The sequence below is a fragment of the Roseovarius sp. MBR-79 genome (assembly GCF_053628555.1).
The window spans coordinates 101,396-116,798 of the sequence record NZ_JBRJGP010000005.1 but is presented as its reverse complement, the minus strand read 5'-3'; the positions used below and the strand labels follow the sequence as shown (position 1 = coordinate 116,798).

Below are 15,403 nucleotides of genomic sequence, written 5' to 3'. Positions count from 1 at the left end.
CATGCCCGATCTTCTGATCGAACTCTTCTCCGAGGAAATCCCCGCCCGGATGCAGGCCCGCGCCGCCGAGGACCTGCGCGCGCGCCTGACCGAGGCGCTGGTCGAGGCCGGGCTGACCTATGCCGGTGCCGCGGCCTTTGCCACGCCCCGACGGCTCACGCTGACGGTGCAGGGGTTGCTTGCGACCAGCCCGACGATCCGAGAGGAGCGCAAGGGCCCGCGCTTGGGTGCGCCCGAGACGGCAATCGAGGGGTTTCTGCGCGGGGCCGGTGTCACCCGCGACGATCTCGAAATCCGCGACGAGAAAAAGGGCCAGTTCTATGTCGCCACCCTCACCAGGCCCGGACGCCCCGCCGCCGAGATCGTGGCCGAAGAGCTGGAAAAGCTGATCCGCAATTTCCCGTGGCCCAAGTCGATGCGCTGGGGCAGCGGTTCGCTTCGCTGGGTGCGCCCGCTGCACGGGGTCCTGTGCATCCTGACCGGCGAGGATGGCGCGGCACAGCTGGTGGAGATGGAGGTGGACGGCATCCGCGCGGGCAATACCACACGCGGGCATCGCTTCATGGCACCTGACGCGTTTTCTGTAACGTCCTTCGAGGATTACACCGCAAAGCTCAAGCGCGCGCATGTGGTGCTTGATGCCGCTGAGCGGGCCGAGGCGATCTGGCAGGAGGCCACCAATCAGGCCTTTGCCGCCGGGCTTGAGGTGGTCGAGGACCGCGCGCTTCTGGCGGAGGTGGCGGGTCTGGTGGAATGGCCCGTGGTGCTGATGGGGCGGATCGGGGACGATTTTCTCGATCTGCCGCCCGAGGTGTTGCAGACCAGTATGCGCGAGCATCAGAAGTTCTTTTCGGTGAGGAACCCCGGGACCGGCCGGATCGAACGCTTTGTCACCGTCGCCAATGTCGAGACGGCGGATCATGGCGCGACCATCCTCGCGGGCAATCAGAAGGTACTGGCGGCGCGGCTCAGTGATGCGAAATTCTTCTGGGAAAATGACCTGCGCACGGTTCGCGAGCGGGGCCTTGAAGGCATGGCCGAGGGGCTGCGCGACGTGACATTCCACAACAAGCTTGGATCACAGGCCGACCGGGTGGCGCGCATCGCCGCGCTGGCGCGCGAGATCGCACCGCTGGTCGGGGCCAAGCCCGATCTGGCCGCCGAGGCCGCGCGGGTGTGCAAGGCCGATCTGCAATCCGAGATGGTGGGTGAGTTCCCCGAATTGCAGGGGCTGATGGGGCGCTATTACGCGCAGGCCGCAGGCCATGACGACGGCGTGCCCGAAGCCTGCGAAGAGCATTACAAGCCCTTGGGGCCGGGTGACGCCGTGCCCTCCGCCCCGGTCTCGGTCGCCGTGGCGCTCGCCGACAAGATCGACACGCTGACCGGCTTCTGGGCGATTGACGAGAAGCCCACCGGCTCCAAAGACCCCTACGCCCTGCGCCGGGCGGCCTTGGGGGTGATCCGGTTGGTGTTGGGGAATGGGGTAAGAGCTGAGTTGTTACCAATCCTTCGCAAAATGCACCAAGAATTGTTGATTTCGTGGAATACTATGCAACGCCTCTATGACGAAACCGTGAGTCATGGAAACTTGGCATTCAGTGTTACTGGCCTGCCGACGGACTATTTTGTTGAAGGCATTTTGGTTGATCCAAGCCGCGAGGCAGCAGAGTTGTTCTTGGGCTTTCCCAGCGAGGGTCCGGATTATGACTATGATGCTCAAAGTCATATGGGTGAGTTTATTTCAGTTGTTCCGACAACAAAGCTTGTCGCCAACCTCCTCACGTTCCTCCACGACCGCCTCAAGGTCCATCTCAAGGACGAGGGTCTCCGCCATGACGTGATCGACGCCTGCCTCGCGATGGAGGGCAATGACGATCTCACCCTGCTCGTTCACCGCGCCCGCGCGCTCGGGGCGTTCCTGAGCACGGAGGATGGCGAAAACCTGTTGCAGGGCTTCAAGCGGGCCAACAACATCCTGAGCCAAGCCGAGGACAAGGACGGGGTCGAATATTCCTACGGCGCGGATGTGAAATTTGCCGAAACGGATGAGGAAAAGGCGCTTTTCGCCGCCCTCGATACTGCCGAACCGCAGATCGGGCAGGCGCTGACGGCAGAGGATTTCGCGCGCGCCATGGCCGCCATGGCCGCCCTGCGCGCGCCAATTGATGCGTTTTTCGACGCGGTGCAGGTCAATGTCGACAGTCCGGTGATCCGCCGCAACCGCCTCAACCTCCTGAGCCGTATCCGCAGCATCTGCCTGCAGGCCGCTGACCTCACGCGGCTGGAGGGGTAGGGGCCTCGCCGTCATCCGGCCCGACAGCGGAGCCCAGCCCAGGCCCATCCTTGCGGTCCGGGCGGCCCCCTCGTGGTCATGCCGCTATCGGCTGAGCGCCGTCAGCGCGCGGCGCTCGCCACTTCCAGCCCGTCGAGGTAAAGGATGTGCGGGCTGTCGAAATCAAGCTGCCAGAGATCGACCTCCGCCGCGCCGACATGGGTGACAAACGCGCCATCCACAAGACGCGCGGCGGGGACCATGGCCTGATCGGTCCCGAAAAGCGCCTGCGCCCGCCAGTCGCGCACCAGGATCGGCTGGCCCGCGGGCAGGATCACGTCGCGCTCGGGCCGCGTGTGGCCGAGCGACCCGGCGCGGATACGCACCATTGCCGCGCGCGCCCGCCGCCGCGTGATCCCGCGCAGCACGGACATGCCCGCGTCGCGCGTCACGATCCGGTCACCGCAACGAAGATCGTCGATCCGACGCTCGCCCTGAAGGGTGAGAAGAATGCCGCCGGTCCACAGACCGGCCTCCTGCAAAGGGTCAAGAACGGCAACTGTGCCGCCCGGACGCCCGACCGTATCCGGTTTCATGGCGTATCTCGCTCTGTTACTGCCTCAGTTTTGACCCAGAATATGGCAATATCCGGTTAATGTCGTGCCTTTTTTTCGACCCTGTCCGGCATCGCGCCGACAGTTTTTCCTCGCCACTGGCGTGACGCTTTGCTAGAGACCGGATTGCCTGCGCCAAGTGTGCGGGCACTGCGGGTGTGGCGAAACTGGTAGACGCACCAGATTTAGGTTCTGGCGCCGCAAGGCGTGGGGGTTCAAGTCCCTCCACCCGCACCAAATCTCTTTTCTGGTTGAAGAGTCCCGCCAACATCTTGAATGGAAAGGCGGTTTTTATAGGTCGATAACCGTTTTCCCGTGAGTGTCGCAGGGCTCGGGAAAAGCCTGGCCATGGGTGCAAGCGCTTCGTCACAACGATTCCAGGCGGCGGCCTTGCCCTCGATCATGAGATTCATCAGCGTCATGACTTCCATGGCGGAAAGATCTTCGCGTCCCGTCAATTCCCGGAAATCCCGTGCCACGATCCGCGCGCGGACGTCGCCAGTAAGATCGGCGCGGATCATCTCAAGGTTCGTCTTGCGGATGTCGTGGTCGGGAATGTCATCGGGAAGTTTCGCGTCTTTGAGAAATTCTCGGAGAACTTGCCCTTGGTCCTGCCGCGCGTCATGTGCGGGAAGAGACGGCTCTGGCCCTGCCGACGGCGCATCTCGACAAGCTCGAGCAGCCCGAGCTCGAGCAGCTGCGGGTGGATCGGAATACGGCGCTGGGATTCCTCGGTCTTGATGTGGTTGGCATCGGTGCACTTGATGTCAAGGAATTGGATCCCGCGATCACTTCCGAAATCGCCCGGCGAAAGTTGCGCCCCCTCCTCTTCGCGCAACCCCATGAGCCGCCCGAAAAGCGGCAGCCAGAACAGCGGCTCGCCGGGTTCGTCGATCTCGCCCTGGAACACCGGCGAGGAGAACAGGGTATAGATCCGATCGTCCCAGACGGTCCGTGCGCGTTTTTCCTCGGAGGCCGCCATGCGCTTCTTGTCATCGTTCGAAACCGAGAGGATCTCGAACGGGTTCTTGTCCGCGAGTTGCAGCTCCATGCACATCGTGCCCACGGAGAGCAGGAACCGGCGATGCTTGATCTGCGTTTCGGAGCGCAGCCGCTTCTGCAGCGCCTTGCGCCGCGCATCTTCGCGATCCGCCTCGGTCACAGTCGTGCGCGCCGCGAGCGCCTCGAGATTGGCAACGGTATCGGATTCCTCTTCCGAGTCGATGCGTTCGACGAGCTCCTGGTAGCCGTGATCGGCCAGATATTTCGCCTGGCCCTTGCCGTGCTTGGCGGGGATGCGCGGAAGGAGGGCCAACGCGTCGCGAAGATCATTCTTTGCGATCTGCTCCACCGCGCCCGTCCCGAGGAACTCGGGCCAGAATGAGCGCGCGAACTTCGGCTTGCTGCCATTGTCACGTTCCCATTTCTTTCCGGCTGCCGGGTCCGCCACCTGTTCCCTGGTGAAATCAGAGCCATAGCCCACGCATTTGAGTTCGCAGAAGAGGTCGATGGCTTCCTCGAGCGCGATCCCGCGCGGCTTCTCGAGGGCCTTCCGGCTCTTCTCGCTCAGAACCCGCAAGTCGATGTTCTCGAGGCGCGGCGGGCGCATTTCGACGCGGCGCGCCGTGTCTGCGTCGAGACCGGTCCATCCGGCAGCCTCGTAGACCTGCGCGCCGTACGGATCGGATGCCGGGACCGAGGTCGAGGCTTTCTGCATGTCGGTCGTGGCATCGGATCGCATCGCCGCAACCGGGGCCGGCTGGAGCGGCATCGCGGGCGCGTCTGCCGCACAGTGATGATGCGCGGCGCAGGGGTTGCCGGACGTCGAACCATCGGTGCGGCGTGCGTGCGTATCTGTGGTGAATTCCACCGTCTCGTCCTTTCCTGATGGGGTGACTGCAGATGCTGGCGCAGACGGCGCACCGCGCATGATCTCCGCCAGGGGCACCGCAGCCTGTGTGGCTGCCGCGGCAACCATCGCGCTCATGAGCGGGACAGGGGCGGTCGGCGCGAACGCGGTCCCGTAAGGGGTATTCCTGCCTTGCGAGTGGGCCGCGTTTCTGCGCGCCGAGATGAAGATGGGGCTTGGCGTCTCGAACTGTCCCAGTTCCTGGCGTTCGCGCTCCCGGCTCACATCGAGCAGGATCCGCGTGGCCTCGAGCGCGAGGACGCGCCAGCTGTCACAGGAGTCGTCGAGCGTGACACCCAGTTGCGCGGCCATGGCCTGCAGCGGGGCCCGTGCGATCTCGCAATCGCCGGTGGCCAGTGCGCGGCGCACGAGATCCTGTGTGGCCTGCTGGCTTGCGGCGGCCTGCCGGGCCGCCTGCTCCGACCGTGGGGCCGCGAGGGCCCGCGCGGCAGCGTGCGCCTCGACCTCGAACCGGGCCAGGTGTTCCAGCAGGCGGATCTCGGTGTCGCCCAGGTGCTGCATGTCCGTCTCCATCGCCAGGGCGAAGGCGAAATCGCAAAGCGCCGTCAGGCGGGTTGCGAGGGCCTTCGCGTCGGCTGGGACATGCGTTCGCAAGGAGACACACAGGCAGGATCCGGGACTGGTGTTGCGTGACGATGGAAAAGTGCCGGATTTTCGGGCATTTGGGCGCAACAGGCGCGCGGGGATGCGGCGTCGGTAGAGAAACCCGGGCTTGCGGTTCTCGAGATAGGGGACATGTGCGATTCCGGTCATGGGCGGACGGCCTCCGATGCGATTGCAGGGCATCGTGGAGTCGGGCATGAACCGGGTCGTGCACGGGTCTGTGCACCGATTTGTGCACCATTTCGTGCACTAACCGGGCACCAGAGGCGGAATCTGCGACTCCGCTTCGGGATTTCCCAATGAAATCAAGGGTGATTTGAGATTTTGGCTCCGGCGGTAGGGATCGAACCTACGACCAATTGATTAACAGTCAACTGCTCTACCGCTGAGCTACGCCGGAACACGTGGGCCGTATAGCAATGCGTTTGCGAGAGGTCCAGAGGATTTGTGACAAAAACTTCAACTGGCCCCCCGGGGGCGGGCGGGTAGGGCAAAGCGGGCGCCGGGGCCGAGCGGATCGAGGCAGTCGATGTGCAAGTTCTGTTTCAGATCAATGAGATGCGCCAGAACATTGCGCGCGGCGGCGGACATCAGAGGGGTGGGTGTGTCGGTATAGATGCGTGCCGCCAGAGCGCGTGCGCAGGCGGGGCCCTCCTGTAGGGCGTCAAGGATCGCGGCCTCGCGGGCGTCGCGATGTTCCAGCAGCCAGGCGATGCGCGCGGCGGGGTCGTCAACGGGCGCGCCGTGACCGGGCAGGAGGCGCGCGGCTCGCAGGCCCGAGAGCCGCGCGCAGGCGCTGCGGAACTGCGTCAGGTCGCCATCGGGCGGGGAGATCAGCGTACTCGCCCAGCCCATCACCAGATCGCCGCTGAAGACATCCCCGCCCGCCTGAAAGCTCATGTGATTGCCGAAATGTCCGGGCGTCCAATGGGCGGTGATCTGCCAGCCGTCGCCCGCCACCCGCTCGCCGTCGCACAGCACGAGATCGGGGGCGAAACCGGCATCCACCCCCTCGCCGCCGCCGATCCCGCCCGCCTCGGCCAGCCGTGCCATGACCGCGCTTCGGCCCGCCACTGCGTCCCCATAGGCCAGCACCGGCGCGCCGGTGACCACCGACAGCCGCGCGGCAAGCGGTGAATGGTCGAGATGGGCATGGGTCACGAAGATGTGGCTGACGCTCTGCCCCGGCCCGAGCGCGCCGAGGATCGCCGCGAGATGGGCCGGGTCGTCGGGGCCGGGGTCGATCACGGCAAGCGCCCGCGTGCCCAGGAGATAGGTATTCGTGCCCCAATGCGTCATCGGCGAGGGGTTCGGCGCGAGGATCGCGCGCACATCACCGCCCATCTCCCGCGCCACGCCCGCCGGGGGCGCGTTCTCACCGCTGGCCTGCATCGCTCTTCCTTCCGCGCCGTGCCCGGCGTAGGTTTAGCCATGATGCTTCGATGGCTCAAACCCTATCTGCCGCGCGGTCTGTTCGGGCGCACCGTGCTGAGCCTGCTCGTGCCGGTGGTGACGCTGTTGGTGGTGGTCTCGGTGGTGTTCGTGCAGCGCCATTTCGAGGGCGTGACCGAGCAGATGGTCGAGACGGTGGCGCGCGAGGTGCGGCTTGTGCGTGAGGCGGATGCGCCCGACGTCGCCACGACGCTCGGCATCACGATCCGGCCTGTGGCGGAGGCGGAGATCCCCGCGCGCGATTTCCGCCGGTGGTATGATTTCTCGGGTATCGTGGTGGTGCGCGAGATGCGGCGGCATTTCCCCGATCTGGCGGCGATCATATTGCCCGATGACCGCGATGTGCGGCTCTATTTTCCGGACAGCGCGGGCTTTATGGAGGTGGTGGTCAATCGCGGCCATGTCTCGGCGCGCCGTCCGCATCTGCTGTTCGTGAACCTGATGGCGGCGGGCGGGCTGATGACGCTGGTGGCTTTTCTTTACCTGCGGGCGCAGTTGCGCCCCATGACGCGGCTGGCCGAGGCGGCGGAGGCATTCGGACGCGGCAACCATGTGCCGTTCCGCCCCGGAGGTGCTACCGAGGTGCGCGCGGCGGGGCGTGCCTTTGTCGAGATGCGCGCGCGGATCGAGCGGCAGATCGAACAGCGCACGCTGATGCTCTCGGGCGTCAGCCATGACATGCGCACGCCGCTGACGCGGCTGCGGCTGGGACTGGCAATGATCGACGAGGACGAGGCCGCGCCGATGCTGCGCGATGTGGATGACATGCAGCGCCTTCTGGACGGCTTTCTCGACTTCGCGCGTGGCGCGCAGGAGAGCGCACCGGAGCCGGTCGATCCCGTTGCGCTGGTGCGGCAGGTGGTGGCCGACATGCAGCGCGCGGCGGTCGATGTGACCCTGCACGAGGTGGAGGGCGCGGGCGAGGTGGCCTTGCGGCCCCATGCGGTGCGGCGCGCGGTCGAGAACCTGATCACCAACGCCGTGCGCTACGGCACGCGCGCCGAGGTCTCGGTCTGGCTCGGTCCCAAGACGCTGCGCATCCGGGTCGAGGATGACGGGCCGGGCATCCCGCCCGAGCGGCGCGAGGAGGCGCTGCGCCCGTTCACGCGGCTCGAGCCCGCGCGCAACCAGAATCGCGGCACGGGCGTGGGGCTTGGCCTGTCGATCGTGATCGACGTGGCGCGTGCCCATGGCGGCACCTTGCGTCTGGGCGAGAGCGCGCGGATGGGCGGGCTCTGCGCGGATATCGTGATCGCGCGTTGAGCAGGTTCAGCCGGCGCGCCGCTCGTCGAAGCTGAGCGCGATGAAGCCGGGCAGGTGATCGCCCATGCCGACGACCCTCGGGCCGCTGTCGTCGCGGCGCTGGCCGCGGTTCTCCCGGCGCTCCTCGCCCCGGCTTTCGCCACGCTCCTTCGGGCGCGTCTCGCTGCGATTGGTCGGGCGCGTCTCGGTTTGCGCCGGCGGGCGCGCCTCCTCGGCCCGCTCTTGCGGGACAACCTCGGCGGGCATGGCCTCTGGCGTCTCGGCGGGGGCTGCGTCCTTGCGCGAGACAGAGCGGCTGCGCGAGCGGCTTCGGCTGGGGCGCGGGGCGCGCTCAGGGGCCTCTTCGGGTGTGCCCTCGGGTGCCGGGGCGCTGCCGCCGGTCGGGTCGGGCAGGCGCGCGATCTCTCGCTGGATCAGTGCCTCGACGGCGGCAAGCGCCTTTTCGTCGCGCGGATTGCAGATGGTCAGCGCCTTGCCCGAGCGGCCCGCGCGACCGGTGCGGCCGATGCGGTGGACGTAATCCTCGGGGTGGCCCGGCACGTCGAAATTGTAGACATGGCTGACCGCAGGCACGTCGAGCCCGCGCGCGGCCACGTCCGAGGCGATGAGGATCTTCAACTCGCCGGCGCGGAACGCATCGAGCGTCCGCGTGCGCTGGCTTTGTTCAAGGTCGCCATGGATGGGCGCTGCGTCATAGCCGTATTTCTTGAGCGATTTGGCCACGATATCCACATCGACCTTGCGGTTGCAAAACACGATGGCATTGGTGCAGGCGTCGCCTTCGTTGTCGATGAGCGCGCGCAGCACGGCGCGTTTCTCGGCGTCGGCCTTGTCCCGGCGCGATGGCTTGATCATCACCACATGCTGGTCGATCGTCTCGCTGGCCGTGGCCTGCCGCGCCACCTCGACCCGCGCGGGCGCGGTCAGGAAGGTGTTGGTGATGCGCTCGATCTCGGGGGCCATGGTGGCCGAGAAAAACAGCGTCTGCCGGGTAAAGGGCGTCAGGCTGAAGATGCGTTCGATATCGGGGATGAACCCCATGTCGAGCATCCGGTCGGCCTCGTCCACCACCATGATCTGAACGCCGGTCAGCAAGAGCTTGCCGCGCTCGAAATGGTCGAGCAGGCGGCCCGGCGTGGCGATGAGAACGTCAACGCCCTTGTCGATGAGCTTGTCCTGTTCCTTGAAGCTGACGCCGCCGATGAGCAGCGCCTTGGTCAGCTTGAGATACTTGGAATAGGTGTCGAAATTCTCGGCCACCTGCGCGGCCAACTCGCGCGTGGGGCAGAGCACAAGGCTGCGCGGCATCCGCGCGCGCGCGCGCCCGCGCGCCAGAAGCGACAGCATCGGCAGCGTGAAACCGGCGGTCTTGCCGGTGCCGGTCTGGGCGATCCCGAGCACGTCGCGCCCTGCAAGTGCGGGCGGGATGGCATCGGCCTGAATCGGCGTGGGCGTGATGTAGCCGGCTTCTTCGACGGCCTTGAGAACTTTGGGGTTGAGGTTCAGATCGCTGAATGTGGTCATGTGTATCCGCTTTTTGCGGACACTGGTCTTGGCCCGCGCATCAGTCATGGGCGTGCGCAACCATTGCGCAACCAGCCCCAATCGGGCCGCCCGCTGCGCCCGCCTTACAGCAAGCAGCGCGAGGGGTCAATGCGGGCGGACCCGGCGCGCATCGGTGAAGTGACGCGCGCGCTTGGCGTCAAGCTCAAGCGCGATGGCATGGAGGTGGCCGTGGGCCTCGAGCCGCGCGCGCAGGACGGGCGTGGCGGTGCAGACCTCGGCGAAGAAAGCGCGCAAGCCGACCTCGCCGCCCTCGGCCTCGACATGCGCCAGCAGGTCATGGATCGGCAGCGCGCCCACGCTCGGCGGCTTTATGTCGGGCCGGTAAGCCCCTGCCGCGTGGCGATAGCGCAGGCGCGCGCGCCAGTCCTGCCAGTCATGGGCGTGCAGGTGACACAGGCGCGTCTCGGTCAGTTCTGCCGGGGTGTCATCCATCGCCTTGCCGCGAAAGGCGTTGTGGATGCGCAGGCTTGTGTCGGGCAGGCCGGTGCGGACAAAGACCTTGCCCGCCACATGGCTGAGAAACCCGCCGTTGAGATGCGCGCCGAAGGTCGGGTAAATCGCCGCCGTCTCTTCGGCGCGCGCCCCCTTCAGCCGTGCGCAGGACTTGAACCACTGCACGCCCTCGGGCGGTGGATCGTCCGGGTCGGGGGCGAATGCCTCGATGGGGCGGACGCGCGCGCTGAGGCAGTCCTCGGGCAGGGCGGCAAGCTGCGCGGGCAGGGGGGTGGCGGGCCAGAGGAATTCGTCCACGTCGATATGCGCGAGCCACGCCACCTCCGGGCGGCGATTGAGGCAATGCGTGGCGTTGAGGCTCTGACGCGGCTGATGCGCCTCGGGTCGGCCCTTGTTGCGGCGGCGCTGCCAATAGGCGTCATCGCACAGGATCACCCGGCATTTGGGATGGGCGCGCAACGCTGCCTCGGCCTCCGGGTTCGGGGCGTCGAGATAGACATGCACGCGATGCGCGCCCAGATCGAGATGATGGGCGGCAAAGCTCAGGATGTCGCGGGCCGGGGCCTTGATCGTGGCCACCACGCCCCATGTGGGCAGATCTGTCATGGCGCGAGGATGCGCGCGACCGGGCGCGGCGACAAGGGGGCTGTTGCGGTGAATGACCGGGTCCGGCCTGAAGCGGTCGTTGGAAGCCCCCGTGCGATCACGACCAGAGGCCGCGCGGGCGAAACGCCCGAATGGCACCAACAGGCCAAACTGTCCCCCGCGCCCGTCAGGTATCCGCCTGCGTCAGGGCCGCAGCAGGATCTTGCCGCGATGCCCGCCATCCTCCATCAGCCGATGCGCCTCGGCGGCCTCGGTCATCGGCAGGACGCGATGCGTCACCGGGCGCACCGCGCCGGTCCCGAAAAGCGGCCAGACGTCACGGCGCAGCGCCTGCGCCACGCGCGTCTTGAAGGCCTCGGGCCGGGAGCGCAGCGTCGATCCGGTGTAGCTGATCCGCTTGAGCATCACCGGCATGAGGTCGATCTCGACCTTCGAGCCGTGGTTGAAGGCCAGTTGAATGATCCGCGCATCATGGCGCGCCGCCTTGATGTTGCGCGCGACATAGTCGCCGCCGATGATGTCGAGGATGATATCCGCGCCGCCTGCCTCGCGGGTGACGGCGACGAAATCCTCGGTCCGGAAGTCGATCGCGCGGTCGGCCCCGAGGGAGGTCACGAAATCCGCTGCCGCCTCATCGCCGACCGTGGTCAGCACGCTTAGCCCCATCGCCTTGCCCAACTGGATCGCCGTCGATCCGATCCCGCCCGCGCCGCCATGGACAAGGAAGACGCCGCCCTCCGGCAGGCTGTGATCGAGAAACACGTTGCTCCAGACAGTAAAGAAGGTCTCGGGCAGGCCTGCCGCCTCGACCTCGTCCACGCCCTCGGGGATCGGCAGGCAATGGCTGCCATTCACCGCCACGAACTCGGCATAGCCGCCGCCATTCGTCAGCGCGCAGACGCGGTCGCCGGGGTGCCATTGGTCGATACCCTCGCCACAGGCGACCACCTCGCCCGCGACTTCGAGACCAAGCAGATCCGAGGCCCCCTTGGGTGCGGGGTAATGGCCCCGCCGCTGCACAAGGTCCGGGCCGTTCACGCCGGCGGCGGTGACGCGGATCAGGACCTCGCCCGCGCCGCAGGCGGGCAGGGGCCGGGTGCCGGGGATCAGGACCTGCGGCCCGCCGGGGGCGGTCATTTCAATGACGCGCATGGTGTCGGGCAGGTCGCTCACCTTGTGGCCGCCGTGTCAGTGGTCCTGGCGGTGGCGCGCGTCACGGCGGCGACCACGTCATCGGCATGGGCCGCGATCTCTGCCCCGGCGGCGCGCAGGCGCGCGATCTTGTCCGCCGCCGTGCCGCCCCCCAGAACCGAGAGCGTGCCCGCATGGCCCATCCGCCGCCCGCGCGGCGCGTGCCGCCCGACCACGAGGGCGACCACCGGCTTGCCGTAATCGACCGTTTCGAGATAGGCGGCGGCCTCTTCCTCGCCGCGCCCGCCGATCTCGCCGATGAGCACGACCGCCTCGGTTTCGGGATCGTCGCGGAACGCCTTGAGACACTCGACAAAGCCCACGCCATGCAGCGTGTCGCCGCCGATGCCCACGGTGGTGGACTGGCCCAGCCCGGCCTTGCTGCATTGCGCCAGGATCTCGGAGGTGAGCGAGGCCGAGCGCGAGGCGATGCCGATATGGCCGGGCACGGCATTGACCGTGGGCATGACGCCGATCTTGCACTGTCCGGCGGTCAGGATGCCTTGGGAATTGGGGCCGATCAGAACCGTGTCGGTGCCGGCAAGCGCCTGTTTGACGCGGCTCATGTCATGCTGCGGCACGCGCTCGGTCACGCAGACAACCACGCCGATCCCGGCCTCGATGGCCTCGATCATCGCAGGCCCGGCTTGCGGGGCAGGCACGATCACGAGGCTGGCATTGGCCTGTGTCGCCGCCACGGCCTCCGCCACCGTATCAAAAAGCGGCAGGCCGATATGGCTGCTGCCGCCCTTGCCGGGACGCACACCGCCCAGACAGGTCGTGCCATAGCGGATCGCCTCATCGGTGTAGAACGTGCCCGACCGCCCGGTCATGCCCTGCACGATGAGCCGCGTTTCGGAATTGACAAAGATCGCCATCAGCGTGTCCTCCCCTGACCTGCCAGCGCAACCACCCGGCCGATGGCGGCGGTGATCGTGTCGCAGCTTTCGACCGGCACCTTGCGGTCTCGCAGGATGCGGTGGCCCCAATCTGCATGTTTGCCGGACATGTAGGCAATCACCGGCAGTTTCCGCGCGGCCTTGGCATAGGCAAAGTTCACCCCCTCCGCGACCGTATCGGCCGTGGTCATGCCGCCGCCATGGATCGTGAGCAGGATCGCCGTCACCCGGCCGTCGTCCAGCAGGATCTCGATCCCGCGCGCCACGTCCATGCTGCTTGCGGTGGTGCGGATGTCCATGAAGTTCGCAGGCTTGCCGCCCGCATCCACGATCATGTCATTGGTGGCAAGCCCCAGCCCTGCGCCATTGGCGACCACGCCGATATTGCCCTCGAGCCGCACGAGGTTGATGTTGTGGCGCGCCGCCGCCAGTTCATCGGCCGGGGCGGGGCGCTCGGCCACCATCGAGGCGAATTCGGGGCGGCGAAAGCCCGCGTTGGGGTCGATCGCCACCTTGGCGTCAACCGCGATCCATCGACCGTCACGGGTGCGGGCAAAGGGGTTGATCTCCACCAGCGTCATGTCGTTGTCCATGAAGGCGCGGCGCGCGGCGAAGATCGCGTCAAGCGCGCCGTCCTGCGCCTCGGTGAGGCCGATGCCAGAGAGAAATTCCGCGATGCGCGCGCGCGCCCCGGCGCTGTCCTCGGGCAAGGCGCAGCCTTGCGCGATGCTCTCGTCCATCCGGGCGCGTTGCTCGAATTCCACCCCGCCCGCGCCCGAAGCCAAGAGCATGGGACCCCCGCTTGACGGATCGATCGCGATGGCCACAAAGCAGCTTTGGGCGATGTCGATGGCCGCCTCGACAAGGATCAGATCCACGACCTCGCCCGCCGGTCCGGTCTGGTCGGTGACCAGAACCCCTCCGAGAAGACGCCCCGCTTCGTGCGCCACGGCAGAGGGGGTGGCGGCAAATCTTATGCCGCCCGCAAGACCGCGCCCGCCCGCGCCGATCTGGGCCTTGACCACGTATTTAGGGGCCTTGATCTCCTTGCAGAGGCGCTGCGCCTCCTCCGGGCTGCGGGCCTGATGTCCATCCGGGACCGAGACGCCATATTGTGCAAGCAATTCCTTGGACTGGTATTCCGCAAGAAACATGGGTCGTCTCCTCCTCTGGCCCGCTTTTTGTGGTATACCAGAAACCACAAGAAGTCAACGCCGCCGCGCGGGACAAGGTCCACGGGCGCGTCGGTCGTGTCCCTGGTCTCAGCCGATGGCCTTGAGCACGGCCTTGCCAAGCTCATGCGGCGGCCCGCAGGGGCGGTGCGTCCGGCGATGAAGCCTGCGGTCGGTTTCCAGCGGCCACGCTTTTTCTCGTCTTTCAGGAACTGCGCGGCCTCTTCTTCGGCCGAGCCGCCGTCTTCGCCTCGTCCGCGCGCAGAACAACGCGCCCATCCGAAACCGGATCCCCGTAAGCCCGCAAAAGCGCCTTCGCCTGATACGCGTGGATGATCATATGGGCTCCGTTCCGGGGTGAGGCGGCCGTGGCCGTTATTTTATCAGCGGCAACAATCGCTTGAAGGCCGGGGTTCCGGCGCGGCCCAGCCATTCGAAGACCACCATTTCGGTCGTGACGATGCCCGCGCCGCTGGCGCTCAGCCGCGCGATGCAGGCCTGTTCGCTTTCAATCGTGCGCGAGGCGGTCGCGTCCGAGACGACGAACACCTCGAACCCCGCCTCGATCAGGCTGGCGGCGGTCTGGACAACGCAGATATGCGCCTCCATCCCGGCGATGACCGCCTGCTTGCGCCCGAGCCCGTGAAAATGCGCCGCAAAGCCCGCATCTTCCATGCAGGAAAAATGCATCTTGGCAAGCACGGTGGTCCCCGGCCCCGGCGCGAGTTCGGGGACGGTATGGCCCAGCCCGGCGGGATACTGTTCGGTCATGATGACAGGCACGCCCATTTCCTCGGCGCTGGCCTTGAGGGTGCGGGTGTTGCGGATGGTCCGGGCCGGGGCCTGCATGGCGGGCACGAGACGTTCCTGCATGTCGATGATGACCAGCGCGCTGTCGGCGGCGCGAATGAGCATGACCTGTCTCCCCGGATACTGAAAAGCGGCTTGGCGTTGTGGCTGTGGTATGCCAGATACCACGAATATGACGGGCCATCAACCGCGATATGTCCGGGGGTGAAAACGGCGCGGGCGGTCCGGCCCGGCGGGGGGGGGGGCGGATCGGAGGAGGGGGGGCGCTGCAACGCGGCAATCCGGCCCCCCCAGGGCGGCGGTCGACACCGGGCGACGATGATCCGGCAAATGCAATTATATTGATTTGTATCAAAGGCATAAGGCGCGCTGCTGACGTCCCCTCCACGTGCCACCCTGTCGGGCTGCACAAAGGGGGTTTTCCTTTCGGAACAACGCTATCGCTGGTGCGCCGCGCCGCCCAGGATGCACCTGCGGCGACGATTTTTCAAAAAACGAATTGCCCGGTCGGGCCTGCTGGCTTATGGTATACCACGGGGCCACCGCATGTGCCCGGGGGCACGGGCGAT

At 66.7% G+C, this 15,403-nt stretch carries 12 protein-coding genes, 2 tRNA genes and 1 pseudogene; 3 read left to right on the top strand and 12 right to left on the bottom strand.

Going from position 1 to position 15,403, the window contains the following annotated elements:
• The first annotated feature begins 1 nt into the window (after position 1).
• Positions 2-2,296 carry a glycine--tRNA ligase subunit beta gene (gene glyS / locus ACSSV8_RS06785; protein ID WP_454281936.1) on the top strand — a complete coding sequence of 765 codons (2,295 nt, stop codon included), beginning with the start codon at positions 2-4 and terminating at the stop codon, positions 2,294-2,296.
• A gap of 101 nt (positions 2,297-2,397) precedes the next feature.
• Here glyS and ACSSV8_RS06780 read toward each other — a convergent pair whose 3' ends face one another.
• Positions 2,398-2,871 carry a Hint domain-containing protein gene (locus ACSSV8_RS06780; protein ID WP_454281935.1) on the bottom strand — a complete coding sequence of 158 codons (474 nt, stop codon included), beginning with the start codon at positions 2,869-2,871 and terminating at the stop codon, positions 2,398-2,400.
• A gap of 170 nt (positions 2,872-3,041) precedes the next feature.
• On the opposite strand from ACSSV8_RS06780, the gene ACSSV8_RS06775 reads away from it, so the two are divergent.
• A tRNA-Leu gene (locus ACSSV8_RS06775) sits at positions 3,042-3,126 on the top strand.
• Here the strand turns inward: ACSSV8_RS06775 and ACSSV8_RS06770 are convergent.
• The 4 genes from ACSSV8_RS06770 to ACSSV8_RS06755 all read right to left on the bottom strand — a co-directional run bounded on the left by ACSSV8_RS06770 (position 3,105) and on the right by ACSSV8_RS06755 (position 6,814).
• Positions 3,105-3,410: a hypothetical protein gene (locus tag ACSSV8_RS06770; RefSeq protein WP_354539563.1), complete on the bottom strand. Its 306-nt coding sequence runs from the start codon at positions 3,408-3,410 to the stop codon at positions 3,105-3,107. The genes ACSSV8_RS06775 and ACSSV8_RS06770 overlap by 22 nt on opposite strands.
• Positions 3,407-5,572: a hypothetical protein gene (locus ACSSV8_RS06765; protein WP_454281934.1), complete on the bottom strand. Its 2,166-nt coding sequence runs from the start codon at positions 5,570-5,572 to the stop codon at positions 3,407-3,409. The genes ACSSV8_RS06770 and ACSSV8_RS06765 overlap by 4 nt, the downstream gene beginning before the upstream one ends.
• A 175-nt stretch (positions 5,573-5,747) precedes the next feature.
• Positions 5,748-5,822: transfer RNA gene (locus tag ACSSV8_RS06760), tRNA-Asn, on the bottom strand.
• A 59-nt stretch (positions 5,823-5,881) separates the two neighbouring features.
• Positions 5,882-6,814 carry an MBL fold metallo-hydrolase gene (locus tag ACSSV8_RS06755; RefSeq protein WP_354538456.1) on the bottom strand — a complete coding sequence of 311 codons (933 nt, stop codon included), beginning with the start codon at positions 6,812-6,814 and terminating at the stop codon, positions 5,882-5,884.
• 39 nt (positions 6,815-6,853) lie between these two features.
• On the opposite strand from ACSSV8_RS06755, the gene ACSSV8_RS06750 reads away from it, so the two are divergent.
• Positions 6,854-8,137 carry an ATP-binding protein gene (locus ACSSV8_RS06750; protein WP_454281933.1) on the top strand — a complete coding sequence of 428 codons (1,284 nt, stop codon included), beginning with the start codon at positions 6,854-6,856 and terminating at the stop codon, positions 8,135-8,137.
• Positions 8,138-8,143: 6 nt separating this feature from the next.
• On the opposite strand, the gene ACSSV8_RS06745 is transcribed toward ACSSV8_RS06750, so the two are convergent.
• From ACSSV8_RS06745 to ACSSV8_RS06715, 7 genes and pseudogenes are all read right to left on the bottom strand, one after another.
• Positions 8,144-9,661 carry a DEAD/DEAH box helicase gene (locus tag ACSSV8_RS06745; protein WP_454281932.1) on the bottom strand — a complete coding sequence of 506 codons (1,518 nt, stop codon included), beginning with the start codon at positions 9,659-9,661 and terminating at the stop codon, positions 8,144-8,146.
• Between the two features lie 126 nt (positions 9,662-9,787).
• Positions 9,788-10,762 carry a glycosyltransferase family 2 protein gene (locus tag ACSSV8_RS06740; RefSeq protein WP_454281931.1) on the bottom strand — a complete coding sequence of 325 codons (975 nt, stop codon included), beginning with the start codon at positions 10,760-10,762 and terminating at the stop codon, positions 9,788-9,790.
• Between the two features lie 183 nt (positions 10,763-10,945).
• On the bottom strand, positions 10,946-11,914 hold the full coding sequence (locus ACSSV8_RS06735) for an NAD(P)H-quinone oxidoreductase (RefSeq protein ID WP_354538480.1): 969 nt from the start codon (positions 11,912-11,914) through the stop codon (positions 10,946-10,948).
• A 17-nt stretch (positions 11,915-11,931) separates the two neighbouring features.
• A complete protein-coding gene (locus tag ACSSV8_RS06730; protein WP_454281930.1) occupies positions 11,932-12,831 on the bottom strand; it encodes a succinate--CoA ligase subunit alpha in 900 nt (299 codons plus the stop codon).
• Positions 12,831-14,006 carry a succinate--CoA ligase subunit beta gene (locus ACSSV8_RS06725; protein WP_454281929.1) on the bottom strand — a complete coding sequence of 392 codons (1,176 nt, stop codon included), beginning with the start codon at positions 14,004-14,006 and terminating at the stop codon, positions 12,831-12,833. Before ACSSV8_RS06725 ends, ACSSV8_RS06730 begins: the two co-directional genes overlap by 1 nt.
• 134 nt (positions 14,007-14,140) lie before the next feature.
• Positions 14,141-14,275: pseudogene (locus ACSSV8_RS06720) on the bottom strand (succinate--CoA ligase subunit alpha); the annotation flags it as partial.
• 124 nt (positions 14,276-14,399) lie between these two features.
• Positions 14,400-14,939: a hydrolase gene (locus ACSSV8_RS06715; RefSeq protein WP_354538450.1), complete on the bottom strand. Its 540-nt coding sequence runs from the start codon at positions 14,937-14,939 to the stop codon at positions 14,400-14,402.
• Between the last annotated feature and the right edge of the window lie 464 nt (positions 14,940-15,403).